Source organism: Psychromonas sp. B3M02 (genome assembly GCF_003318165.1).
Lineage (GTDB): Bacteria > Pseudomonadota > Gammaproteobacteria > Enterobacterales > Psychromonadaceae > Psychromonas.
The window spans coordinates 40,548-65,489 of sequence record NZ_QOCB01000023.1; the positions used below are offsets into that span (position 1 = coordinate 40,548).

At 38.8% G+C, this 24,942-nt stretch carries 23 protein-coding genes; 2 read left to right on the forward strand and 21 right to left on the reverse strand.

The genetic code is table 11. The features are described from left to right. Nucleotides 1-77: 77 nt before the first annotated feature. The 6 genes from DS885_RS03190 to DS885_RS03215 form a co-directional block, all read right to left on the reverse strand. Entirely contained in the window at nucleotides 78-1,130 is a 1,053-nt protein-coding gene (locus DS885_RS03190) for an ABC transporter ATP-binding protein (protein ID WP_113817960.1), read from the reverse strand. Further along, nucleotides 1,130-2,764, reverse strand: coding sequence for an ABC transporter permease (locus tag DS885_RS03195; protein WP_113817961.1), 1,635 nt, complete (start codon nucleotides 2,762-2,764; stop codon nucleotides 1,130-1,132). The genes DS885_RS03190 and DS885_RS03195 overlap by 1 nt, the downstream gene beginning before the upstream one ends. Further along, nucleotides 2,754-3,713, reverse strand: coding sequence for a Fe(3+) ABC transporter substrate-binding protein (locus tag DS885_RS03200; RefSeq protein ID WP_258546833.1), 960 nt, complete (start codon nucleotides 3,711-3,713; stop codon nucleotides 2,754-2,756). Before DS885_RS03200 ends, DS885_RS03195 begins: the two co-directional genes overlap by 11 nt. A 199-nt stretch (nucleotides 3,714-3,912) precedes the next feature. Continuing rightward, entirely contained in the window at nucleotides 3,913-5,328 is a 1,416-nt protein-coding gene (locus DS885_RS03205) for a sigma-54-dependent transcriptional regulator (RefSeq protein ID WP_113817962.1), read from the reverse strand. Nucleotides 5,329-5,330: 2 nt separating this feature from the next. After that, complete coding sequence (locus DS885_RS03210) at nucleotides 5,331-6,413, reverse strand: sensor histidine kinase (protein WP_113817963.1); 1,083 nt, start codon at nucleotides 6,411-6,413, stop codon at nucleotides 5,331-5,333. Nucleotides 6,414-6,635: 222 nt separating this feature from the next. Then, nucleotides 6,636-8,087, reverse strand: coding sequence for a sigma-54 dependent transcriptional regulator (locus DS885_RS03215; RefSeq protein WP_113817964.1), 1,452 nt, complete (start codon nucleotides 8,085-8,087; stop codon nucleotides 6,636-6,638). A 358-nt stretch (nucleotides 8,088-8,445) separates the two neighbouring features. On the opposite strand from DS885_RS03215, the gene fliS reads away from it, so the two are divergent. Beyond that, nucleotides 8,446-8,841: a flagellar export chaperone FliS gene (fliS, locus tag DS885_RS03220; RefSeq protein ID WP_113817965.1), complete on the forward strand. Its 396-nt coding sequence runs from the start codon at nucleotides 8,446-8,448 to the stop codon at nucleotides 8,839-8,841. 20 nt (nucleotides 8,842-8,861) lie between these two features. Then, on the forward strand, nucleotides 8,862-9,161 hold the full coding sequence (locus DS885_RS03225) for a hypothetical protein (protein WP_113817966.1): 300 nt from the start codon (nucleotides 8,862-8,864) through the stop codon (nucleotides 9,159-9,161). Between the two features lie 37 nt (nucleotides 9,162-9,198). On the opposite strand, the gene fliD is transcribed toward DS885_RS03225, so the two are convergent. The 15 genes from fliD to DS885_RS03300 all read right to left on the reverse strand — a co-directional run bounded on the left by fliD (nucleotide 9,199) and on the right by DS885_RS03300 (nucleotide 24,935). Next, the gene (fliD, locus tag DS885_RS03230; RefSeq protein WP_113817967.1) at nucleotides 9,199-11,259 is read right to left on the reverse strand and encodes a flagellar filament capping protein FliD; all 2,061 of its coding nucleotides are present in this window, start codon (nucleotides 11,257-11,259) and stop codon (nucleotides 9,199-9,201) included. Between the two features lie 179 nt (nucleotides 11,260-11,438). Continuing rightward, a complete protein-coding gene (locus tag DS885_RS03235; protein ID WP_113817968.1) occupies nucleotides 11,439-11,819 on the reverse strand; it encodes a flagellar protein FlaG in 381 nt (126 codons plus the stop codon). A 92-nt stretch (nucleotides 11,820-11,911) separates the two neighbouring features. Continuing rightward, nucleotides 11,912-13,579 (reverse strand): flagellin N-terminal helical domain-containing protein, encoded by a 1,668-nt coding sequence (locus DS885_RS03240; protein WP_113817969.1) that lies wholly within the window; start codon nucleotides 13,577-13,579, stop codon nucleotides 11,912-11,914. 298 nt (nucleotides 13,580-13,877) lie between these two features. Continuing rightward, on the reverse strand, nucleotides 13,878-14,564 hold the full coding sequence (locus DS885_RS03245) for a MaoC family dehydratase (protein ID WP_113817970.1): 687 nt from the start codon (nucleotides 14,562-14,564) through the stop codon (nucleotides 13,878-13,880). A 28-nt stretch (nucleotides 14,565-14,592) separates the two neighbouring features. Next, entirely contained in the window at nucleotides 14,593-15,297 is a 705-nt protein-coding gene (gene pyrF / locus DS885_RS03250; RefSeq protein WP_113817971.1) for an orotidine-5'-phosphate decarboxylase, read from the reverse strand. Between the two features lie 48 nt (nucleotides 15,298-15,345). Then, on the reverse strand, nucleotides 15,346-16,518 hold the full coding sequence (gene lapB, locus DS885_RS03255) for a lipopolysaccharide assembly protein LapB (RefSeq protein WP_113817972.1): 1,173 nt from the start codon (nucleotides 16,516-16,518) through the stop codon (nucleotides 15,346-15,348). A gap of 6 nt (nucleotides 16,519-16,524) precedes the next feature. Beyond that, nucleotides 16,525-16,812, reverse strand: a complete 288-nt coding sequence (locus DS885_RS03260) for a LapA family protein (RefSeq protein ID WP_113817973.1) — start codon at nucleotides 16,810-16,812, stop codon at nucleotides 16,525-16,527. 184 nt (nucleotides 16,813-16,996) lie between these two features. Continuing rightward, entirely contained in the window at nucleotides 16,997-17,284 is a 288-nt protein-coding gene (ihfB, locus tag DS885_RS03265) for an integration host factor subunit beta (RefSeq protein WP_113817974.1), read from the reverse strand. A gap of 83 nt (nucleotides 17,285-17,367) precedes the next feature. Further along, nucleotides 17,368-19,038, reverse strand: a complete 1,671-nt coding sequence (rpsA, locus tag DS885_RS03270) for a 30S ribosomal protein S1 (protein WP_113817975.1) — start codon at nucleotides 19,036-19,038, stop codon at nucleotides 17,368-17,370. Nucleotides 19,039-19,141: 103 nt separating this feature from the next. Then, nucleotides 19,142-19,828 carry a (d)CMP kinase gene (gene cmk / locus DS885_RS03275; protein ID WP_113817976.1) on the reverse strand — a complete coding sequence of 229 codons (687 nt, stop codon included), beginning with the start codon at nucleotides 19,826-19,828 and terminating at the stop codon, nucleotides 19,142-19,144. 60 nt (nucleotides 19,829-19,888) lie between these two features. Continuing rightward, nucleotides 19,889-20,665 (reverse strand): MlaA family lipoprotein, encoded by a 777-nt coding sequence (locus tag DS885_RS03280; protein ID WP_113817977.1) that lies wholly within the window; start codon nucleotides 20,663-20,665, stop codon nucleotides 19,889-19,891. A 29-nt stretch (nucleotides 20,666-20,694) separates the two neighbouring features. Beyond that, nucleotides 20,695-21,936, reverse strand: a complete 1,242-nt coding sequence (ccmI, locus tag DS885_RS03285; protein ID WP_113817978.1) for a c-type cytochrome biogenesis protein CcmI — start codon at nucleotides 21,934-21,936, stop codon at nucleotides 20,695-20,697. Next, nucleotides 21,933-22,424: a cytochrome c-type biogenesis protein gene (locus tag DS885_RS03290; RefSeq protein WP_258546832.1), complete on the reverse strand. Its 492-nt coding sequence runs from the start codon at nucleotides 22,422-22,424 to the stop codon at nucleotides 21,933-21,935. The genes ccmI and DS885_RS03290 overlap by 4 nt, the downstream gene beginning before the upstream one ends. After that, nucleotides 22,421-22,963, reverse strand: coding sequence for a DsbE family thiol:disulfide interchange protein (locus DS885_RS03295; protein ID WP_113817979.1), 543 nt, complete (start codon nucleotides 22,961-22,963; stop codon nucleotides 22,421-22,423). Before DS885_RS03295 ends, DS885_RS03290 begins: the two co-directional genes overlap by 4 nt. Next, on the reverse strand, nucleotides 22,956-24,935 hold the full coding sequence (locus DS885_RS03300; protein WP_113817980.1) for a heme lyase CcmF/NrfE family subunit: 1,980 nt from the start codon (nucleotides 24,933-24,935) through the stop codon (nucleotides 22,956-22,958). Before DS885_RS03300 ends, DS885_RS03295 begins: the two co-directional genes overlap by 8 nt. Between the last annotated feature and the right edge of the window lie 7 nt (nucleotides 24,936-24,942).

Consider the following 24,942-nt stretch of genomic DNA (forward strand, 5'->3'; position numbering starts at 1 on the left):
ACTATAAAAAAGCCAGTGACTTAATTAAGCACTGGCTTTTTACTAGGTGAGGAAATGTAAACGATAGGATGATTGAACTAATCCTCAAAAACCACAAAGTCATGATTCAGCAAGCTTAGAGATACCTTGTCTCCCACCTTAAAGAATACGCTATCACAAGTATGATTACTGTATTTAATCAGGAACTCTTGACCAGCAAACTGCGCGGTTATCTGTTGAGAAGGTCCTTGAAAATCGACCTGTTTAACAACAGCCTCACCTTGCATGTCTGGGGTGATATCAATATGTTCAGGTCTCAATAATAAGCGTAATTTTACAGTTTTAGACTGCTCAATCTTATTGTGTGTATTCAGCACACCAAAGCAACTTTGATAGCTGTAGTCATCAATAATACTCAAATCAATATAGTTAGTTTGGCCCATAAAGTCAGCTACATAGATTGAATTAGGCGCTCGATATAATTGTTGTGCGGTATCGATTTGCACTATTTTTCCAGCCTTCATCAAAGCAATACGATCTGCAAAGGCAAATCCTTCTTCTTTAGAATGGGTTACAAACAAGGCACTCATTTGACGTTGTTTAAACAAATGACGAATTTCATGAATCAATTGAAAACGTACATGCTGATCCAAGTTGGAAAAAGGTTCATCCAATAACATCAAGTCTGGTTGATAAGCTAATGCACGAGCAATGGCAATACGCTGCTGTTGACCACCAGACAATTGATGTGGGAAACGCTTCCCCATCTCACTGAGTTGAACTAAAGACAGCACTTCTGCAACACGTTGCTGCTTTTCACTTTTAGGCATCTTACTCGCTAATGAGAAAGCTACGTTATCAAACACATTCAAGTGAGGAAATAGTGCGTAATCTTGGAAAATAAGCCCAATTTTTCTAAGCTCAGGAGGCATATTAGTATGTGGATCGTTCAGTACTTTTTGTTGAATACTAATATGACCAGAAAGTTCAGCTTGTAGACCAGCAACAGCCCTCAATAAAGTGGTTTTACCACAACCACTTTCACCAAGTAGGCAAACAATCTCGTTGTCCTTTAACGTTAAATTTAAGCCAGTTAATACCGCTGTTTTTTGATATGAACAACTTAGGTTTTGAATATTTAATGCACTCATTAATGCTTTTGCTCCAATAAACGATTCACCACAATAAAGGGAATTAAGCCTAATGCAATGATCATTAAAGCAGGTAAGGCCGCATACTCAATCATCTCATCGGATACATATTGATACACGTAAGTAGCCAGAGTTTCAAAGTTGAATGGACGTAACAATAACGCCGCGGGTAACTCTTTCATTGATTCTATAAAAACTAAAATAAAGGCGGTTAATAAACCTTTTTTAATCAGTGGTATATTCACTCGCCACAGTGTTTTAGCAGGCCCGTTACCTAAGCTTCTTGATGCTAAATCTAAAGATGGTGAAACCTGCACTAAACTGCTATCCACACTACCAACAGCGATGGCACTAAAACGCACTAAATAGCCTAACACTAACACCACTAATGACCCAGAAAATAACAGGCCTACAGGCGATAACTCCCATCTATGCAGAAACTCATGAAGTAACAGATCTAAACTAGTTAATGGAATCAACACCCCTATCGCTACCACAGTACCAGGTACAGCATAACCTAAAGAAGATAAGCGGATACTCGACTTAGCAAATACACCTGGACTTAAACGTTGATAAAAATTCACCACGAGTGCAACCAATAGCGCCAGTATAGCCACTAAAAAGGCTAACCAGAGACTATTCACAGTATAATTAAACAGCTGCTCGTTTAATGACTCACTAAAATAGTGGAAGGCGTAATATAACAAGGTACCAATCGGGATAAATAAAGATAAACCTATTAACGACCAAGTAAAAATCAACACGCCCCACTTTTTCCAACCAGTAAGATGGAAGCGTAAATCGTTACTGCCACTACTATTACGTTGATGGAGTTGTTGTTTACGACGACTATAGTTTTCTAAGGAAATTAAAATCACTAGCGCTAATAACATCAAAGACGAAATTTTTGCAGCGGTTGTTAAACTCCCTAACTCTAACCAAGTATCATAGATAGCCGTGGTCAGTGTATGTACTGCAAAGTAGTTAACGGTGGCGAAGTCACCTAAGGTTTCCATCGCGATCAAAGAGATACCAACAGCCATTGCCGACCGTGACAGTGGAATACTCACTCGCCAAAATGCCTGATAAGGTGATAACCCTAAGGTTCTTGCTGCCTGAAACAATCCAGCAGACTGTGTTAAAAAAGCACCACGGAGTAATAGATATAAATAAGGAAAAAGTGATAAGGCTAAAACAAATGAAGCGCCAAACAGTGTGCGAATATCTGGGAAGTAATAATCATGAATAGATTCCCAACCAAACCAATCTCGCAGAGTAAGCTGAACAGGGCCTGCAAAGTCTAAGAGATCCGTATACACAATAGCTACAATGTAGGGAGGCATCGCCAAGGGTAACATTAAAATCCACTGTAACTTTTGTCGCGTTGGGAATTCACAACAAGCAACAAACCATGCACAGGGTAAGGCAAAGACCAGACTAATTAATACAACTAACACAATCACCAACACAGAGTTGCTGATATAAGTCGGTAAAACGGTATTTAAAAGGTGTTGAAAACTGCCACTTTGATCAAAACTAAAAGCGTTTAAAAAGATAGCAAGAACAGGGGATAACAAAATACAAGTTACTACCCAAGGTAGTAACTTGTATGGGTTGAACGATTTAGAGATCAAATTTCACTTCATCCAGTAACTTAATAGCTGCTTCATGCTGTGCAGCTACCTCTGATAATTTAAGCTCATCTTCTTTAAATTGTCCCCAAGATGCAACTAATTTCGAAGGTTTAACCCCTTCTTTTACTGGGTATTCGTAATTGATTTCCGCATACATCTCTTGAGCAACATCACCCGATAAGAATTCCATCAGTTTAATTGCATTAGTTTTGTTAGGCGCATGCTTCACTAAAGCAATACCACTAACATTCATATGCGTACCCGTTGTTGCTTGATTAGGGAAGTTGATATGTACTGATTCCGCCCAAGAAACCTGTTTTGGATCATTGAGCATTTTGCCAAGATAGTAACTGTTAGTTAATGCGTAATCACATAAACCTTCTTTTACTGCTTTCACTTGTGCACGGTCGTTACCCTGTGGTTTACGCGCTAAGTTAGCTTTTAAACCTTCTAACCAAGTTTTTGCTTTTGCTTCACCTTCATGGGCAATAATAGAAGCTAATAATGAAACATTGTATGGATGTTTACCAGAGCGCATACATACCTTGCCTTTAAAAGCAGGGGTCGCAAGGTCTTGATAAGTAATAGTTGGTACAGGACCAACACGCTCAACAGAAGAATAGATATTACGAGTACGGCTAGTTAGCGCAAACCATTGTTTCTTTTCACCTTGAAACTTACTTGGAATATTACGATCTAACACTTCACTATTTACTGGTTGCGCTAAGCCATCTTCAGTAAATAAAGCTAAACGACTAAAATCAGAAGTTAACATAAGGTCAGCTGTTGATAACTGCCCTTCTCGTTTAATACGCTCAATCAAGCCTTTTTTAGCAAATAAAATATTCACTTTGATACCTGTTTCGGCAGTGAATTCTTTCATCATAGGCTCAACCAAAAAAGGTTGGCGATAAGAATAAACATTAACCTCTTCAGCCGCTAATGACATTGAGCTAGCCAGCACAGAAGCACCAGCAAACAAGACAGTTAAACCTTTTTTAATAGACATATCTCTTCCTTTAAATAAGTGTATAAGTTAATTTCAAACTCATTCTATTGATAATAGTTCTTATTTTCAAGACATAAACTGTCGTTAGATCTCTTTTCAGTAATTATTGATAATTAACATAGTTAAACGCTATCTATTATTAAGCAGGTAAAGCGATACCCTGTTCTTTCATACGGGCAATTTTGTAACGTAAGGTGCGTGGACTAATCCCTAATAATTCAGCAACATCTTTACGTTTACCACGGCAAGTATGTAACGCATCTAGGATCATTTTCTGCTCTTGTTGCTTCAAACCTTGACCTAAACCATCATCATTCGCTATTGCATCACTATTGGTATTTTTTGGTTGCTCTATTGGGCTAGTATTTATAATTGTATCTGTACTGATCACTGCAGGTTGTAGAATATGTTCAAATTGTTGGTCTTCTAAAATCAAAGCTTCACAACCAATCACTTCACCCACAGATAAAATCAATGCACGTTGCATGACGTTATCCAACTCACGTACGTTACCTGGCCAAGTATAATTAACCAATAACTGTTCAGCTTGTGCGGATAAACTAGGAATCGCTAACGCTTGATCTGTTGCGTGATAAGCTAATAAGTGTGTTGCTAGAGGTAAAATATCCCCTTTGCGCTGCGCTAATGGTAACCATTGCAGTGGAAAAACATTCAAGCGGTAATACAGATCCTCACGAAAGATACCGGCTTCAACTGCTTTTTTCAGATCTCGGTTACTGGTCGCTAATACTCGAATGTTTAATTTAATGGTTTTACGAGAGCCTAAACGTTCCACTTCTCGCTCTTGTAAAACACGTAATAACTTAACCTGTAACTCCAATGGCATTTCGGTAATTTCATCTAATAAAATCGTACCATTTTGTGCTTGCTCGAATTTACCAGGACAGGCTTGAATAGCCCCTGTGAAAGCGCCTTTTTCATAACCAAATAAGGTTGCTTCCAACATGTTTTCAGGAATAGCCCCACAATTAATAGCAATAAAAGGATTATCTTTACGTGCTGATTTGTCATGTAGATAACGCGATAAGACCTCTTTACCTGAACCACTTGGCCCGGTGATCATAACTGATGCATCGGTGGCAGCGACTTTTTCAGCCACACTTAATAAAGCAGCCGTTGAAGGATCACCAAACACAGGCGTACACGAAGGCACTTTATGCACAGGCGCATAACGACTCACTTGATTTAATAAAACTTCCGGAGAAAACGGCTTAGCTAAATAGTCTATAGCACCATCACGAATTGCTTTTACTGCGTCGTCAATAGTGGCGTAAGCAGTCATTAATAGTACTGGTGTTTCAGGGTATTTACTTTTGATATTTTGTAATAGCGTTAAACCGCTCATTCCCCCCATTTGGATATCACTGACCACTAAATCAAAGGTTGATTTCGTTAAAGCGATTAACGCTGACTCTGCACTGTCGACTTCTTGACAGTCATAACCTGCTAGCATAAGAGTGTCTATTAGAGCTTCACGTAAACCAGCATCGTCTTCAACAACTAATAATTTACCTTGAGATTGATTATGACTCATAGTTAAGCTCCTACTACTTTACTTAATTGCACACGGTGAAGTGGTAATACTAGGGTGAAGCAACTGCCCTTACCCACTTCTGATTTTACTTCTACTGTGCCTTTATGAGATTGCACTACACCTTGAACTACGGCTAACCCTAACCCGGTACCTTGCGACTTGGTGGTATAAAAGGCCTCCATCACTTTTGCTAAACGTTGTTTTTCAATACCTGGTCCATTGTCCATCACTGAAATTTCAATTTTGTCTTCACCACGCTGAATCGCACTAATATACAGTTGAGCACCTTGCCCTGTTGCTTCAACGGCATTAGAAATAAGGTTGGTCATGGCACTAGTTAGGGCATTTTTATTCGCAAGGATAAACAGGTCTGGATCAGGTAATTTACACTGCAGCTTCCCTGACACACTTAACATCATGGCATCACTGGCATTCTTAACCTCTTCTAACAGTGCAGCAACAGAGACCTCTTCAACTATTTTTTGCTCACCGCTACGTGCAAACAACAACATATCGTTGACCTGTGTTTCTAGGTCTTGCAAACGATTCATTAGCTTACCTTGAAAGCGTGAACGGGCTGTTTCATTAAGGGTTTTATTGGCTAAATTAGCACCGTATAACATAGCGGCAGATAAAGGTGTGCGTATTTGATGCGCTAATGAAGCCACCATTTTTCCTAATGAAGACAAACGCTTTAAGGTAGCAACATGCTCTTGCAATTGACGAGTATGTGTTAAGTCAGTGAGGAGAATAAGCTGACCAGGCTGACCTTCCAATGATGAGATAGAGAGCTGAATACGGCGACCATTTTTTAATGAAATTTCATGACCATCATCATTTTTAGGGCTAAATGAGCGTTTAATGATATCGCTCCAACGCATATTCTCTAATGGTTCACCCAATAGTTGTATCGCCACACGATTTGCTTGCTCAACAATCCCATTACCATCAATAACAATCAAACCAGAAGGCAATTCATTGTACAATTGATCCATATAGTTAGCTTGAGCACGAAGTTGCTCTAACTCTCCTACATAGCTTTCTGTTTGTAATGATGATGCTTGAGTCGATTCTGTTTTGGTCATGGCGACACCTAATAAATAAGTATAGATATCACTACTAAGCAGTTATTATGCCAAACAATAAATAACCATAATTAACAACAAGATAAACTGTAATCGCCATAAAAATGACAGTTTAATTTTGATAAAAGAAAGGATTTTAAAAACACAAAACCGTGCTGATAGCACGGTTTTATAGGGTAGAGAATATGGCTAAGAGTCATCAACCTTCTTAGCTAAAAGTGGTTAACCTTCTTTATTTAAACCATACTTTTTCATTTTTTCTACTAAGGTTGTACGACGCATTGATAGCAACTCTGCGGCATGCGATACCACGCCATCTTGAGAGTCGATTGCTTGGCGGATCATCTCAATTTCAAACTCCACCAACTTATCTTTTAAATTCATTCCTTCTGCAGGCAGGTGACCTAAGAAACCTAAAGACTCATCTTCTATTTCACTTTCATCGGATAATATCGGTGTACCACCAAACATACCTGATAACGCATCACGCTCCATTAACTCTTCTTGCTCAATGCTATATTGTACCTGATCAACCGCTTCACCTTGATTGTCTAAGTAGCGGTATTTTACTGGTAGCTCAGTAATATCAATAATCTTATTACTGTGTAAAATTAATAATCGCTCAAGTAAGTTAGACAATTCACGCACATTACCCGGCCAACTATGTTGCATCAACGAATCCAATGCACGTTGAGTAAAACGTAACGTCGCTTTATGCTCCCCCTCTAGACGAGATAATAACTCTTGCAGCAGTAATGGAATATCTTCTTGGCGGTCACGCAAGGCTGGTTTTTCAATTGGGAATACATTTAGACGATAGAATAAGTCTTCTCGGAAAGTCCCTTCAACAATCATCTCTTCTAAATTACGATGGGTGGCCGCTACCACACGAACATCTGCTTGAATTGACTTAGTACCACCTACTCGTTCAAAGGTACGCTCTTGAAGTACACGTAACAGCTTCACTTGCATCGGCATTGGCATATCACCAATTTCATCTAAGAATAGTGTGCCACCTTCAGCTAATTCAAAGCGACCTTTACGTGAAGAAAAAGCACCAGTAAAGGCTCCTTTCTCATGACCAAACAACTCACTTTCTAATAACTCAGCAGGAATTGCTCCACAGTTTACCGGTACAAAAGGACCTTTTTTACGATTAGATACTTGATGAATTGCACGAGCAACCACTTCCTTACCAGTACCCGATTCACCCAATACTAAAACATTAGCATTACTTTCAGCTACCTGTTCAACCAAATAGCGGATTTCTTGAATACGTTGCCCTTTACCCACCAAGGACGTAATTAAATACTTATTAGCCTTACTCAATTGGTGGTTTGGGTTTAAGAAGTTTTGACAATAATGCAGTAATTGGGTTAATTCTGAATAAATGATAGGTACACTAAGTACACCAATATGATTGCCATCAAGATCAGTGACATCACCAGAAAAACTAATAAAAGGTACCTTTGGAAATGCAGCTAATGCAGCACTTAGATGACTTGCTTGGTCACCATAAATAACAGCTAACGCGGGAGATTGCGTCAATTGCTGCTCAAGGTCTTCAAAATTTATTATTTGATAAGTTTCGCCGACAAATTGTAAAACAGTTTCTAATATCGCTGTTTGTTCCGCTGTGGTATCCACTAAATAAATTGAAGCGCGTTGCTGCATAATTAATATCCATAAAAATTAAACTACCTAATAGTGTAGAGTAATTTATTATTTTTGCATGTAAAATCGTCAAAAAGATGACAATGCCCGTAAAATGACACCTGAATATATTTTAATACTCTGTTATCAATAAAAAGTTATTATTTTAAGCCTAGTTACTACATAACAGGCATATATTTTGCTTGTTCTATTCAATAAGTCGTAAATAGTCATAAAGCTGGCTACCCTAGTAGGTAAAAACTACAATAGTAAAAGACAGTAGATCAATAATAAATCTATCACAGATAGACACTGGCTTTTAAATATTAGACATACATAAAACATCATAGATTAACTGTTTTTTAGCAAGGAAAGTAATATGCGTCGTTCGCTTCAACAATATAAAAACTCCAGTATGAATAACATTGAGCAGGCTGATCCTCATACCTTAGTCTCTTTGATTATGCAGCACATACAAGGGAACCTAGCTGGTGCTAAAGGGGCAATAGAGCGTAAAGAGATTGAAAATAGGAATACCATGTTAACCCGTGTAATTGGCTTAATCGGCGAATTACAAAATAGTTTGGATATGGAAAAAGGCGGAGAGATCTCAACCAACCTGTACGATTTATACGCGTATATGATCCGTCGAGTTAATCAGGCAACACGTCACAATGATGCTGAACCCTTGACTGAAGTATTAAAATTAATCACTGAAATTAAATCGGGCTGGGATGGAATCCCATTAGATATACGCCAACAGTATAACCGTTAACCAATCGTTAAAAGGCTACCATGACAGATCTAGCAACAGGTATTCAAACCTTACTTGACTCTGAACAACAGCTTCATAAGTTATTGGATGAACAACAATACGAACAGTTTCTTCAACAACAGGAGATGTTTGGAAAGCAATTAAAGGCTTGCATCAGCAGCCTAACGGAGGCGCAATTAATCTCTGCTATTGCGCCACTTAATCAACTACAGGAGAGGCTTGATACTTTACAAAGTAGAGCGGAAAAAGTCGGCCAAGATTTAAAAGAAAAAGCACTTATTTTGCAACGTAATAAGAAAAAAATTAACGCCTATAAGTAAACAAGCGCTTTTTAAAGACATGACTTTAGAAGGCTCATTACTTCTCTTTGGTATACCCAGGTAACGCATCAAGTGCCGATTTTAAATAGTCTTTCATCGAGTTGAGGTTAGAAACGGCGGTATCCATCGCATTAAACTGCGAATATAAACGCTCTTCTAGGTTTTCCATTCTAAAGGTTAAACTCTCTTTCTCTTCCTCTAGAGAGCCTATCTGTTTATACAAAGAATCGAATTTCGTATCTATGGTAGAACCACTGACATCAATATCACCATCCGATGAACTAACATTACTATCGATAATCCCATCAAGCATACCGTTCAACATAGAGCTAATCCCTTGCGAATAGGATATTTTCCCTCTATCGCCTAACTCACCGCCTGTGATCACCGCTTTTAAACCTTTTGAATTGCCTTCAGTAGACTCTAAAAATTGACCACGACCTGTTGCCGCTATGCCATCAATTAAACCTGCTACGTTTTGCCCTGCAGTGCCACCTGCAACTGTTAACCCTAACTGTGAAGAGAAAAAGCCAGGGTCTTCTATTTCAGTGATCGCCACGGTCGACCTTGAGCCATAAGCGTTGGAGACGATAGAAATGACGCCAGCATTTTCCAAAATACTCACGTTTAAGTCATTTTCAACAAAGTTAGGATCTGAGTTTATTTTTGATTGTAATTCTGTAGTAAACTCTTCAATACTTTCATAGGTTTTTGAAGTCAGTTCAATATCACCGGATAGATAACCATCTAAACGCATTTTAAAACTATCATTATCTTGATCGATACTAAATGGCACGGAAATAGCTGAGGTCCCACTTAACTCACCTTTGCTTGCCAGCTGCATCACAGTAATATCATAAGATCCAGGCACAGTGGATCTACCTTTGCTTTCATAATCAATCTCTGCGTCAGTAGCTCCACCTGAAGCGGTAAAGAAATCGGCAATACTTTGCATATCTGTAGCCATTATCTTATTCAGCTTTTCAGCATCAAGCGCTAAGGTACCATCACGATTAGTTAACATACCTAAATCAGCAAAACTGCGCACACTACCTTCAAGGTGTGAAATGTTAGTATTTAATATATTACGCATCTGCCCTTTAATATTACGGACTGTTGAATCACCACTTAAAATGCCATTACTTCGAACATCTGCACCGTAGGTACTTAAGGCATTCATCTGTTTAACGGTGCCATTATAATTTTCAACAAAGGCATAAATTTGCTCTTCAACTGTGCTCATATCAGGCACAATCGTTAATGATACTTTACTATTTGGCTCCGTCTCACCAGCTATATTAAGGGTCACACCTTCAATCACATTTTTAATATTATTACTTGGACGACTGATTTCGATACCATCCATGACCATTATCGCATTTTGTGCAACGGAAGTTTGCTCCATGCTCTTGTTGTCACTGGTAAAAGTAAAGGCAGATAAACCTACCGCATCATTATTAATACCATCATCATCTTCCACAGTGAGCTGCATGGCATTTTCTTCACCCGTTTCTTTATTAATCAACACTAAGCGGTAATTATTGCCGTCATTAATTAATGATGCAGAGACACTATAATCCCCTTCATTAATAGCATCTCGCATTTTATCTAGTGAGTTATTTTCAGAATCAATGGTAAGACTTTCAACGGGTTTATTAGGATTAATGGAGAATGTCCCGTCATCATTATACGTACCATAGCTAAAACTAATGGTACCTGTACCCACCTGTGAAGTCGCTTCCGAATAAGATTTATCAGGTGCTGAAGCGATGGTTTGTGCTTTGGCTTGCTGTTTAACTTCAAAACTCCAACTACCTGTTTCAGCACCTATCCCAAGGGTTGTCGTTAGGATCGATTCATCACTGCTACTAGCACTCGTTGCAGAAAAAGTTGAGGAGCGGGATAGGTCTGCAAAAGAGTCTTGAAAATCGGATAGCGCACTGTTGATGGTGCCAAAAGCGGAGATTTTTTCAGTGGCTTCTGTGGTGTCAGCTAATATGGAGGCAGCTGCAGGATCTTTCTCTGCTGCAACAATGGCAGTCACGATATTATTAATATCAAGTCCTGACCCTAAGCCAGTTGATGTAATCGATGTCATTGCTGTTCCTTATTGCTCTGTATGTTACTTTATATTAACCTGCTAACCTAAGTTGTAAGCAAAATATAAGCCATAATAGTCTTTAAATGCCCATAAAATACCGTGTTACATTAAACTTTATTATCATTTTTATTAAGCAATAGTCAGTAACACATTATTTGATTTACACAAAACAGATATTAAACCTTAGTATCAAATAAAATACCGGCTACATCATCCATTTTTTTACGTAACACAACTAACTCCTCAGAGGGAATTTGTCGAATCACTTCATCACTATCTGAATCTTTTACAATAATGACACTTTTGCCTAATTCATCATCTACTGAAAATGATAAGTTACGTTTCATATCATGCAAAAATTCATTCATCTCTTGTACTGTTTGCGCTATCTCTTCTGCACTTAATGCAACAGAAGTATCTGGTTCAGGAGTAAATGCTTTTTCTCCTCTAATATTTTGAGTTAAGCTGTCCATTACCTGATTAACAGACGAGATTGGTTTATCTATATTGGATGTTTGATATCCCATTGTTGGGTTCACGCTATTGAGCTCTGACATAATCAACCTCTTTTATCGTATCAAATAAGCAATAAAGCCCCCTAATATATAGGAGGCTATTAAATCAATTACTTAGTAGCCATCCTAATGGATTAACCAAGTAGTGATAATACACTTTGAGCAGATGAGTTAGCTTGTGAAAGCATTGAAGTACCTGCTTGTTGTAGAATCTGCGCTTTACTCATATTAGATGTTTCTGAAGCAAAGTCAGCATCTTGGATACGAGAGTTAGATGCAGACAAGTTTTGAGAAACATTTTCTAAGTTAGAGATAGTTGAATCTAAACGGTTTTGAATCGCACCTAATCCAGCTCGTGAAGAACTGATTTTAGATAATGCATCATCCACTTTAGTGATCGTATTTGAAGCACTATTCATTGTCGATACATTAGTACCTAGGCTATCAATTACTTTACCACCCATTTCACTCTGCATACCTAAAGTTGTTAGTGCAGCAGTACGTCCAGCTTGTGTAGAAGCACTTGATGTTACTTCAATACCAACACCGTCGTCGGCAGAGAATTGGTAACCTGCAGCTGCTGTACCTGAAATAGTGACACCGGTTTGATCAGAGTAAGAGTTAATATGTGCAATTACATCCGCATCTGTAGCAAGTGTTGCAGGACCAATATCAACTCCATTGATTTGTAATTTATCTGCTTCAGTGATGTTAGCTGTTGTTGCTACTCCACCAGTAATTGAATCAGCACCATTAGCGACAGTAAAACCAGCGTTAGCCGTTGCTGTACCAGTAACAGAGATAGCTCTATCATCAGCACTATCTAAAGCAATGTAACCCGTGTAAGTACCGTCAGTTACACCCGTTGAAGCTGCTTGACCACCACCCACGATGATATCTTCACCTGTGTCGTTAGTCATGATTAACTCACCTTTATCACCCAGTGAAGCGGTTACGCCAGCTACATCACGGTTGATTGTTTCAACTAAGCTATCCATTGAAGATGTCGCTCCAAGTGTCACTGCACTACCAGTACCTACTTGGATAGTCATACCATTAGTCACACCCGTTACTGTGGTACTTTCATCACTACCTTGAATAACGTTATAAGCACTTGCACTAACACCCGTTTCTGCTGTTTTAAGGTTAATTGCTTTAGCAATATCAGTTGCTGAACCACTTTCAGATGCTGGAATATCAACACCATTTACTAACATTTCACCAGCAGTACCAGTTGTAGCACCACTTACACGGCCACCGTTTAATTCACCTTTGTTTAAACCACCATTTAGACCAAGGTCATTGGTTGATACGGAATCGATAGAGAAACTTAATGTTTGACCTTCGTTAGCACCAATCTGTAATGTTGCAGAACCGCCAGAACCATCTAAAATTTTTCTACCATTGAACTCAGTCGTGGTAGCAATACGGTCAAGCTCATCATGTAGTTGATCAACTTCTTCTTGGATTGCCTGACGGTTAGATGATGAATTTGTATCATTGGCAGATTGCACTGATAGTTCACGCATACGTTGTAAGATGTTAGTCATCTCATCCATCGCACCCTCTGCAGTTTGCGCCATTGAGATACCGTCATTCGAGTTACGAACCGCTTGAGTTAAACCTTTAATTTGAGAATTCATTCCCGTTGAAATTGCTAAGCCAGCAGCGTCATCTTTTGCGCTGTTAATACGCAAACCAGAAGATAAACGTTCCATTGCTTGGTTTGATGCTGCTTGCGTTTTGCCTAATTGACGTTGTGCATTAAGCGACATTACATTTGTGTTTACTACTGATGCCATGATGAGCTCCTTGGTTTATATCTTTTTAAATTCATAATAATGAAGTTAGTTGTAATTGTTTGTCATAGTGTTTTATCGACCGCTTAAAAAATAACTTTAATGTTTTTCCTTGATTATCATTAATTACTTTCTGTTAACGGTTCCTTGTTAAAGCAGTCAATGTTCAGACTTAATTACTATATCGACCGAAGAAAAAAGATCTTTAGCACTTTTATCTAATTAATTTTCCCATAAAAAAAGGCGTTGAATCATTAGATCCAACGCCTTATATATAAATTTAAAACTCTAACTAATTGAATTAAAAGTAAACTCGAACCACAGAAACAGCAACACAGCCAGGACGACGTGTTCCTTGGATCTCTACGGAGATCTCTTTTTCGATCTCAAGGCCACGTTTAATAGGAGAAACTTTAATTAAACGGCTATGCGCTCGAATCACTGAACCGGTTTTAACCGGATAGGGAAAGCGCACTTGATTCAATCCATAGTTAACCGTCATTTTTGCATTCGCATAAGCTGGACGCTCAGGGTCAACACTATCGGTTAAATAAGGTAATAGCGACAAGGTTAAAAAACCATGGGCAATAGTAGTTTTAAAAGGAGAATCTACTTTTGCTCGCTCAACATCATTATGTAACCACTGGTGATCGCCAGTCACATTAGCAAATTGATCGACTTTATCCTGAGTAATAGTCAACCACTCACCAACATGTACCTCTTCCCCTATTTTTGCTTGTAAGCATAAAAATAGTTCACGCGCTTCTGCTGAAACTTGTATTGGTTGTTGTGCAACTTGCACAGAACGTCCATTTTCTAAAACCGAATACTCTTTGATCCAAGCTAATAGGTGCGCTCTTTTATAATGAGTTGTTTTAAGAAATAACGCATAATAGTCACGAATTGCTGGTGACATCCATTGCTTAAAATCAAAAGCAAATTTTTGCATAAAATCTGCTTTGTACTTATTCATATCGATTTTTTTCATAAAGCTTAAGCTTCCTTAACGATCTTTATTATTTTAATGAATCGTTAATATCATGTAATACAGCTACTGGGTTATCAGCTTGTGTAATAGGACGACCAATTACTAAGTAGTCAGAACCACTCTCGATCGCTTGTTTAGGTGTTTTAATACGACGCTGGTCACCTGCATCACTTCCTGCAGGACGAATGCCTGGTGTAACTAGTTTAAACTCTTTACCCAGTAGCGCTTTTAACTCTTCTGCTTCGTGCGATGAACATACCACACCATCTAAACCAGAAGACTTAGTCAATAGGGCTAAGCGTTTAACTTGCTCTGCCGGTGTTAGCTCAATACCTAATTCTATTAGGTCACTTTGATCCATACTAGTTAATACTGTCACAGCAATTAATAGCGGCGCTTTATCGCCATATGGTTCTAAGATCGCTTTTGCAGCTTCCATCATTCGGCGACCGCCACTGGCATGAACATTAACCATCCACACCCCTAAGTCCGCAGCTGCTTTTACTGCTTTAGCCACGGTATTTGGAATATCATGGAATTTTAGATCAAGAAATATATCAAACCCTTTAGCGACTAATAACTGCACAAATTCAGGACCAAAATGTGTGAACATCTCTTTGCCGATTTTTAAACGACAAGTGGTAGGATCTAACTGCTCTATAAAAGCAAGTGCTTGCGCTTTGTTATCATAATCTAAAGCAATAACAACTTTTGGGTCGACTAGTTGACTCATCTCTCTTCCTATCTGCGGGGTTAATTAACCTGATCATTCTTAAAAAATTTATTCGCCATCCAATCCTCTAATGGGTTTAATACGCCCCCAACTTTTACAGGATGGACACTGCCAAAATAACTTTTTAGTGGAGTAACCACATTTTTGACAGCGATATTGAGGCCTAAAAGTGATCTGCTCACTCACTAGTTTATGTAAAAATAGTAGGCTCTCTTTTTCATTATCCGATTGCGCTAAACTCAAATGATAGGTCATCAAGTGATTAAAACCTTTCATAGTTGGGTTGCGACGTAATTCTTGTAACATAAAGCTTTGTGCTTGCTCAATACTTTCAAATTCAGCGATCAATTTAGCCAACATAATAACCGCGCTAGCGCCTGCACCTAATTGAATAATACGTTTCAAATAGTGCATTAGATCTTGTTCAGTATTAGCTTGTTTGTGTAAGGTATATAACCTTTCTAAAATCACTTCAGTAAAGTCGATATCTAACTCAGGTACCTGCTCTAACATCTGTAGTGCTTTATCTAGCTGCTGATTTTTCTCATAGTAATCAGCCATCGCTAAACAAGCACGAATACACTTAGGAAAAGTCGTTAAAGCTTTTTGATATAACTTAATTGCTTGCTTTTGCTGCTCTGGTTTTTGCATCTGATCAGCCAGACTACAATATAAGTAAGATAATGTTCTTGGTTTAGCTTGCGACTTACCTACTTTATCCATTTGCTCAGTACAGTTAATCGCTTCTTGCCAATCTTTTAACTGTTGATAAATAAGTAATAAATTTTCTAATGCGACTTGTCTGTATTCTGGTGACTCTTTAAGTTGAATAAAGGTTTCTTCACTTCGATCAAATAAACCAGATTGATAAAAATCTTTACCCAGTTGCAACATGGCTAAATCACGTTGCTCAAGGGTTAAAGAGGGTCTTGCAATTAAGTTTTGGTGGATACGAATTGCGCGATCTACTTCGCCGTTTTGGCGAAATAAATTACCCAAGGCAAGGTGGGTTTCAATGGTTTCATCATCAACATCAAGCAAAGCAATAAAGTGATCAACCGCTTTATCCGGTTGTTCATTGAGTAGGAAGTTTAAGCCTTGCACATACTCCCTGCTTAGCTGATTACCCTTTTTTTGTTTCTTTTGATAAACGCTGCGCACACCCATATACCAACCATAAAAGGCTGCTACCGGGAGTAGGAGGAAGAATATTTCTTGCACTAAGAATTAATCTTTTTCGATACGGTCGCGTAAATCATTTAACTCTCTACGCTGTTTTATATTCAATTTATTTAATTGACGGCATTTCATTTTTAACGCCAAGTGGAAATAGCTACCTAAACCCAGAGCAATAACAAAACCAAAGGAGAATATAATCGCTGCTAAGGTTGATAAGCGTAATTCATTTTGCGCAATAAGATAATTAAATGTAACAAGTTGTTGGTTTTGTAAACCCAACACAATCACAACAATAAAAAATATCACTGTGATTAATATAGTTAGAAATCTTTTCATACTGATACCCACACAAGAACAAGATGTACTGAGTGTATTATAAATCATTCAGGGAATAAATCATTGATATGCATCGTTTATGATTATCGACGCAGATAGTGATCAATTTAATACAGTTGGGCAATTAAAGCAGGTAATAATAGACAGGTAAAAAAAATGGTGCCTTTCGGCACCATTTGTATATCTAGGTATTTAACGCATTAACACGTTCTCTCAACGCTTTACCCGGTTTAAAATGGGGAACATATTTACCACCCAGTTCAACCTTATCACCTGTTTTAGGATTACGGCCGATACGTGGGGCACGGTAATGTAAAGAAAAACTGCCAAAACCTCGTACTTCAATTCTTTCGCCAGAAGCCAAAGAATTAGTCATCAGAGTCAACGTTTCTCTCACACTATCTTCAACTTCTTTAACCGACAATTGAAAGTGTTTGCTGGTTAGTCTTTCGATTAGATCAGACTTAGTCATAACTTACCTCGTATTATTTGAATACAAATTAAAACAGACTCCAGGTTAATGCTTTAAACGTGACTGTTGCCAGCCACATTTAATTATTTACCTTTAGCAGCGTTAAACGCGTCTAGCATTGCATTACCCATGCTTGCTTCGTCTTGTTGCTTCAAGCTATCGATAGCATCTTTCTCATCTGCTTCATCTTTCGCTTTGATAGATAGGCTGATTACGCGGTTTTTACGATCAACACCTACGTATTTAGCTTCAACAGACTCACCAGCTTTTAATACTGTAGATGCATCTTCGATACGGTCACGTGAGATATCTGCAACACGGATGTAACCTTCAACGCCTTCAGTAAGAGTAACTGTAGCACCCTTAGCATCAACTTCAGAGATAGTACCAGTAACGATAGCACCTTTCTTGAATTCTGCTAGGTAGTTATTGAATGGGTCAGCAGCGATTTGCTTGATACCTAGAGAGATACGTTCGCGCTCTGGGTCAACTTGTAATACAACAGCTTCGATTTCGTCGCCTTTTTTGTAGTCAAGTACAGCTTTTTCGCCTTCAACTTCCCAACTGATGTCAGAAAGGTGAACTAGACCGTCGATGTTACCGTCAAGACCGATGAAGATACCGAAGTCAGTGATAGATTTAATCTTACCAGAAACTTTTTGTCCTTTATCGTGTGTTGAAGAGAACTCTTCCCACGGGTTAGCTTTACATTGCTTAAGACCTAGAGAGATACGACGACGTTCTTCGTCGATATCTAGAACCATAACTTCAGCCATATCACCTAAGTTAACAACTTTAGATGGGTGGATGTTTTTGTTAGTCCAATCCATTTCAGAAACGTGAACAAGACCTTCTACGCCTTCTTCAATTTCTACGAAACAACCGTAATCAGTTAAGTTTGTCACTTTACCAGTTAGACGAGTTGATTCTGGGTAACGCTTAGCGATTGCAACCCATGGATCTTCACCTAATTGCTTAAGACCTAGAGAAACACGAGTGCGCTCACGGTCAAACTTAAGGATTTTAACGTTGATTTCTTCACCAACAGTTACGATTTCACTTGGGTGCTTAACGCGTTTCCAAGCCATATCTGTGATATGTAATAGGCCGTCTACACCACCTAAGTCTACGAAAGCACCGTAGTCAGTTAGGTTCTTAACGATACCTTTAACTTCTTGACCTTCTTGTAGGTTCTCAAGAAGCTCATCACGTTCAACACTGTTTTCAGTTTCGATAACAGCACGACGAGATACAACAACGTTGTTGCGTTTTTGGTCTAGCTTGATCACTTTGAATTCAATATCTTTGTTTTCAAGGTGAGCAGTGTCACGTACTGGACGTACGTCAACTAATGAACCAGGTAGGAAAGCACGGATACCGTTTAATTCAACAGTGAAACCACCTTTAACTTTACCGTTAATAACACCGATAACTGTTTCTTGGTCTTCGTACGCTTTCTCTAATTGGATCCAAGCTTCGTGACGTTTAGCTTTTTCGCGAGAAAGTTTAGTTTCACCGAAACCGTCTTCTACAGCGTCTAACGCTACATCACAAACATCGCCAACTTCAACTTCAACTTCGCCAGCAGCGTTCTTGAACTCTTCAACTGGGATAGCAGCTTCAGATTTAAGACCTGCATCAACGAATACTAAGTTGTTGCTAATACGTACGATTGTACCTTTAACAATTGTACCTGGGCGAGTTTCTACTTGTTGAAGAGATTCTTCAAATAGTTCAGCAAAAGATTCCATCATCTATTTATTCACACTTATTTTATACAACCACATACAGTCCATTCGTATGGGAGGCAAGAAAGATTACCACTTCATCCGTGAAGCAGTTTTAGTACGCAACTGATTATTCAGTTGCAATTTTTAATTTTAGCGCCGTAAAGTTGAGTATTTGCTCAACCACTTCATCAATCGTTAATGAAGTCGAATCAATCACAAATGCATCATCGGCAGGTCGTAAGGGAGCAACAGCTCGGTTACGGTCGCGATAATCACGCTCTTTAATTTCGCTTAAAATTTGCGCGATGCTAACATTAAAACCCTTGTCTTGCAACTGGTTAAAACGGCGTTGCGCTCGTTCTTCGGCACTTGCATCAAGGAATATTTTTACTGGCGCATCTGGAAACACCACGGTTCCCATGTCTCTGCCGTCAGCAATTAAACCAGGTGCTTGTAAAAAAGCCTGTTGGCGAGCTAATAAAGCAGCTCGGACTTGTTCGATAGAAGCGACTTCTGAGGCAGCTTGTCCTACCACTTCGGTACGTAATTGATCACCGATATTTTGATCACCTAATAATGTATCGACACCGCTACCATTAGAAACAAAAGAGACATCTAAGGTTAAGGCGAGTGCCGCTAATGCATCAGCGTTATTTAATGCGATCTGTTTTTTTAATGCTGCAAAAGCAAGGATGCGATACAAGGCTCCACTATCTAATAAATGCCATTTTAGTTTTTTGGCTAAAATGTGACACACAGTACCTTTCCCTGAGCCACTTGGACCATCGATAGTGATTAAATTTGAAACTGACATTACCGCCCAACCTTGTTTATTAACGAATGTATTTATTGACTATTTTTTACTGCTATTTTACTAATCTATCTCATCTAAAAAGTCACTTAAATCAGCTTGATCTTGAGCTTGTTGCTGCTCTGACTGCAGTTTCAAGCGGAAAAACTCATTACTGTCTTGATGTAATGCACTCTTTCTTGATTGAATAAATGCCTCTTTAACAAAGGTATATGAATCCAAAGATTGCTCTACTAAAGCTTCTTGCCCCAATACACTTGAACGCGCATCCAAGCCATCAAAAAACCAGATAGTTGCCGTTTGCCACCAAGTGAAATAGGTTGTTGGAAAATACAAATTATCAACAATTGTCCCCACTAAGATACGCGGTGAACTTGGCCCAGTGACTGGTACCATTAAATAGGGACCTTGTGGTACTGACCAGTTACCCAACACATTACTAAAGCTCTCTCTACGACGCTCTACGCCACCATATTTAGCGACATCAAATAACCCTAACACACCAAATGTAGAGTTAAATGCAAAACGAAAAAAGGCATCCGTTGCATGTTGAAACTCTAGCTGTAATAAGTTGTTCACTATGGTGGAAGGCTCTTCTAGATTTTGTACTGCATTATTGATCGCTTCACGCCCTGCTTTTGGTACCCAATCCACATAGCTTTGTGTTACAGGGCGATAGATGTAATCATCTAACACATAATAGTTAAAGTCCCATACTAAACGGTTAACTGGCTCAATGGGGTCACTCATATAAGTGTCTTTATTGCCCTGAACAGATTGAGCAAAAGCGTTGCTACCTAACATTAATAGGAGCGCTGGCAATAAATGTCGTCTAAACATATTGTTACATCCAAGTAATAAATTACAAATTAAGATTGTTGATTAATAATAATATTCACAGGTGCGGTATCCCCTGCGTTAATGATTTGACTTTCTCCAAACCATTGACCAGTTTGCTTATTCGCTGTGCCATCGATAGTGATACGCGCTTTGATAATAAATTGCGGATGGTCACTTAATTTACTGCCTTCGATCATAGCATCTGCATCAGACAAAATGACCTGTTTTGGAAAGTTATCAATATCCAGTTTAATAGCAGCAATAGGCATTGCAGAACCATTCACCGCTTGTGCGTATATAAAAAGCTTACTATCAGGTGTGTATGATACCTGTTTTGCCAGTGTAATACTGACTTGATATTGTGCAGTTGCACTTACTGGGTTATTTTTTTGTTTTTGCAGCGCTAATTGTTGTTGTGCGTAGGCAATACTATTACTCAATACTCGCGCTTGTTCACCACTACTATCATTCAATAAAGGTAACACGGTTTGCCAACGTTTAATGGCTGCTTCAAAGTCTTCCTGCTGTAAGGCGATAAGCCCATACAAAGACCACGCTTGATAGTTTTCAGGATTACGTTGCAAAAAAAGTTTCAGCGCTAATTCTGCAGTAGTCTTTTCATATTGGTCACCGATTTTCATTTTTAATTCAATCGACTCTAGGGCGACTTCAACATTGTCGGGGTCAAGGGCGAGTGCTTTATCCATTGCTGCAATCGCTATTTCTGCATCATTAAAAATAGTGCCAAGACGGCTGTATAACAGCCAGCCTTTTAAATCATCAGGTTGTTCAACAAGGTGAACACGTAATCCGATCATCAGATCCTGTAGATCCTGTTGTTCTGGTTCAGGTGCATTTTCCTCAAATAACTTTTGATAAACATCAGGATAACGCTGCAATGTTTGTTGCCAATCGTTAACCTGTTGAAAAGAGCCTACAGACCAATATAAGGCTAAACTAGCGACGAGAAAAAAAATTATTCCAGGTAACCACAGAATCTTATTATTATTATTTTTTAACTGAGGTTGTTCATCGATGTCATCCAATAAATTATATTGTAATTCAGCCACTATGCTTTGTTGATCAGAGACTACCCCTCGCGCTAAGTCAGCTTCAACCTCTTTTAAACGGATATCATATAAATCATGGTTTAGTTGATTACGACGTCGTTCGTCAAGTTGGCTTTTTCTGTTAGCGATAAAAGGTAATAGTATCAATATTGAAAACAGCAATAACATTAAGGCAATCGCAATAACAAGCTGAGTGATCATCGCTCTGAATCCCTATCATGTTGCGCTAATAATGAGGCTAATTTTTGTTTCTCCTGTGGGGCTAAAGCTTGCTTTTTACCTGTTTGAGTTTTCACCTGTTTCACTAAAATAAACACACCACCCATGACAAAAAGTAACGGGCCTAGCCAAAGAAAAATAGTCGCAGGTGTCAACGGAGGATCGTAGCGAACAAAGTTACCAAATCGAGTCACCATATAATCGACAACTTGCTCTTTGGTTTGCCCCTGTTTCACTAATTGATAGGCTTTATTACGAAGATCTTTTGCTAATTCAGCATTAGAGTCGGCAATATTCTGATTTTGACATTTAGGACAGCGTAATAACTTAGTTAACTCATAGAAAGTTTGTTCCTGTTGTGCATTATCAAATTCAAAGCTCTCAATAGCAGCTTGAGCTGGATAGCTGGTCAACGCAGTTATCGATATTATTAAACCAATGTAAAACGCCATATTACGAACAGCAATCATTGCATCTCCTCGTAAATAGCAGACAACTTATCATTCCACACTTGTTCATTGAGGTCGCCAACATGACGATAACGGATAATGCCTTGGCTATCAATTAAGAAGGTTTCAGGCGCGCCATACACTCCTAAATCTAATCCTAATAAACCGCTTTTATCAAATAAACTGATTTGATAAGGGTTATGCAATTCCTTCAACCAACGAATCGCTTTTTGGCGATCATCCTTATAATTCATACCTACAATATATAAACCTTGATTAGCGAGTTTATTCAAATAGGTATGCTCTGCGTAACATGTTGGACACCAAGTCGCCCAAACATTAAGTAACATTTTCTGACCTTTGAAAATATCCGCATTGTATTGTTTATTCTGATTAAAAATATCCTGCAAAGTAAACTTAGGCACAGGTTGCCCAATTAATGCAGATTCTAATTTACTAGGATCACTGCCTTTTAATAAGGGCGTCGCTAAGAAGATTGCGCCAATAATAAAAATAACAAAAGGCACTAACAACATTAATATCCGACGTTTGTTAAGCATTTTGTTCTCCACTGTTATGCTTTGGTTCTATGAGTGCTGGTTTTTTAGTGCGGTATCGTTTATCACAAATCATTAATAACCCCGCAAATGCCATAATTAATGGCCCTAACCAAATCCAACGAATAAAGGGTTTATAATAGATACGGACAGCCCAAGCACCATCAGGTAGTTGCTCCCCCATGGCGATATAAAGATCTCTAATAAAACCGGCATCAATGGCTGCTTCGGTCATCGGCATACGCTGCACCGTATAGATACGTTTCTCTGCATGCATCACAGCTACTTGTTGTTGGTCATGAGTGACTGAAAAAGTGCCTACCGTGCCTACATAATTTTCTCCGTTAAGTGCATTAATTTGATCAAAGTGAAAGTCATAATGTTCAAATGTAATATGCTCACCAGTCGCTAGTTTTACATCTTTTTCAATGGAATAGTTTTGCGTCATGGTGATACCAATGATCATCACAGCTAACCCAAGATGCCCTAAGCTCATTGCCCAGTGACTATTGCCTAATTTAGTAATACCTGAAATAAAACGGTGACGATGAGTAGAGCGTAAATAAATTTCATACACCACACTCACTATGATCCAAAAACCTAAAAATGCCCCTAACATAGCTAACCAGGTTAACGCTGGCGCAAAGACAAAAAGAAAAGTCAAACTCGAAGCTATGCTCAATAATAGAATGGCCAAGAGAGGTTTCACTAATTCACCTAACTTTTGACGCTTCCAGCGGAACAAAGAGCCTACCCCAAGAAATAACGCAAAGGGCACAATCAAAATGGTAAACATGCGATTAAAGAAAGGTTCTCCGATAGAGATGCTCCCTAGCCCAATTTCTTTGTGTACCAAAGGCAATAAGGTACCTAATAACACCACAATTAATGCCGCGATCAGAAAAATATTATTCAATAATAATAAACTCTCACGCGATGCTAATTCATAACGGCCGCGACTTTTCACCTTAGATGCTTGTACCGCATACAAGAGTAATGCGCCACCAATCACCAAGATCAAGAAGCCAAGAATAAATAACCCGCGAGTAGGATCACTTGCAAAGGCATGTACTGATACAAGCACTCCTGAACGTACAAGGAAAGTCCCTAATAAACTCAATGAGAATGCGCTTAACGCTAACAAGACCGTCCACGATTTAAAAACACCTCGCTTCTCACTCACTGCTAGAGAATGAATCAAGGCAGTCCCGGCTAACCAGGGCATAAAGGAAGCATTTTCAACGGGATCCCAAAACCACCAGCCACCCCAACCTAATTCGTAATAAGCCCACCAGCTGCCTAATGCAATACCTACAGTTAAGAACATCCAAGCTGCCATGGTCCAAGGACGAGACCATTTCGCCCAAGCGCTATCTAAACGCCCTTCTAATAAAGCTGCAATGGCAAAGGCAAAGGCGACAGAAAAGCCCACATACCCCATATACAACATTGGCGGATGGATCACTAAACCAAAATCTTGCAGTAACGGATTTAAATCACGGCCATCAATTGGGAAGTAAGGTAGCGTTCGCTCAAAAGGATTAGAAGTCAGGATAACAAACAGATAGAAACCAAAAGCTAATAAACCTAACACCGCCAGTACACGCGCTATCGACTCAACAGGTAAGTTTCTACTCATTAATGCAACGGCAATACTCCAGGTCGCTAATAGAAAGACCCACAACAATAACGAGCCTTCATGCGCGCCCCAAACGGCAGATAATCGATAATACCAAGGTAAAGCAGAATTAGAATTAGTGGCAATATAAGTCACACTAAAATCATTGATTAAAAACAAGTAAGCTAAAATAACAAAGGAGCTTGCCACTGCAATAAACTGTAAAATAGTGAACATTTTAGCACTGCGAATTGCACCTTGGTGACCAGTTTGCACACCATACAATGGATAAACCGTTTGTAATAACGACAATACACATGCCAATATTAAAGAGAATTGACCTATCTCAGGAAGCATCTATCTC

Excerpts from the sequence above, each read along its gene's own strand:
- DS885_RS03300 (WP_113817980.1), bottom strand. The coding sequence starts at position 24,935 with ATGCTTCCTGAGATAGGTCAATTCTCTTTAATATTGGCATGTGTATTG.
- DS885_RS03240 (WP_113817969.1), bottom strand. The coding sequence starts at position 13,579 with ATGGCATCAGTAGTAAACACAAATGTAATGTCGCTTAATGCACAACGT.
- DS885_RS03295 (WP_113817979.1), bottom strand. The coding sequence starts at position 22,963 with ATGCTTAACAAACGTCGGATATTAATGTTGTTAGTGCCTTTTGTTATT.
- rpsA (WP_113817975.1), bottom strand. The coding sequence starts at position 19,038 with ATGATGGAATCTTTTGCTGAACTATTTGAAGAATCTCTTCAACAAGTA.
- fliS (WP_113817965.1), top strand. The coding sequence starts at position 8,446 with ATGCGTCGTTCGCTTCAACAATATAAAAACTCCAGTATGAATAACATT.
- DS885_RS03215 (WP_113817964.1), bottom strand. The coding sequence starts at position 8,087 with ATGCAGCAACGCGCTTCAATTTATTTAGTGGATACCACAGCGGAACAA.
- DS885_RS03290 (WP_258546832.1), bottom strand. The coding sequence starts at position 22,424 with ATGATTGCTGTTCGTAATATGGCGTTTTACATTGGTTTAATAATATCG.
- DS885_RS03190 (WP_113817960.1), bottom strand. The coding sequence starts at position 1,130 with ATGAGTGCATTAAATATTCAAAACCTAAGTTGTTCATATCAAAAAACA.
- pyrF (WP_113817971.1), bottom strand. The coding sequence starts at position 15,297 with ATGAGTCAACTAGTCGACCCAAAAGTTGTTATTGCTTTAGATTATGAT.
- DS885_RS03260 (WP_113817973.1), bottom strand. The coding sequence starts at position 16,812 with ATGAAAAGATTTCTAACTATATTAATCACAGTGATATTTTTTATTGTT.
- fliD (WP_113817967.1), bottom strand. The coding sequence starts at position 11,259 with ATGACATCGATTACATCAACTGGCTTAGGGTCAGGACTTGATATTAAT.
- DS885_RS03205 (WP_113817962.1), bottom strand. The coding sequence starts at position 5,328 with ATGAGTCATAATCAATCTCAAGGTAAATTATTAGTTGTTGAAGACGAT.
- ccmI (WP_113817978.1), bottom strand. The coding sequence starts at position 21,936 with ATGATCACTCAGCTTGTTATTGCGATTGCCTTAATGTTATTGCTGTTT.
- DS885_RS03280 (WP_113817977.1), bottom strand. The coding sequence starts at position 20,665 with ATGTTTAGACGACATTTATTGCCAGCGCTCCTATTAATGTTAGGTAGC.
- cmk (WP_113817976.1), bottom strand. The coding sequence starts at position 19,828 with ATGTCAGTTTCAAATTTAATCACTATCGATGGTCCAAGTGGCTCAGGG.
- DS885_RS03200 (WP_258546833.1), bottom strand. The coding sequence starts at position 3,713 with ATGTCATTAGCGGCTGAAGAGGTTAATGTTTATTCTTATCGCCAACCT.
- DS885_RS03245 (WP_113817970.1), bottom strand. The coding sequence starts at position 14,564 with ATGAAAAAAATCGATATGAATAAGTACAAAGCAGATTTTATGCAAAAA.
- DS885_RS03210 (WP_113817963.1), bottom strand. The coding sequence starts at position 6,413 with ATGACCAAAACAGAATCGACTCAAGCATCATCATTACAAACAGAAAGC.
- DS885_RS03225 (WP_113817966.1), top strand. The coding sequence starts at position 8,862 with ATGACAGATCTAGCAACAGGTATTCAAACCTTACTTGACTCTGAACAA.
- DS885_RS03235 (WP_113817968.1), bottom strand. The coding sequence starts at position 11,819 with ATGTCAGAGCTCAATAGCGTGAACCCAACAATGGGATATCAAACATCC.
- ihfB (WP_113817974.1), bottom strand. The coding sequence starts at position 17,284 with ATGACTAAGTCTGATCTAATCGAAAGACTAACCAGCAAACACTTTCAA.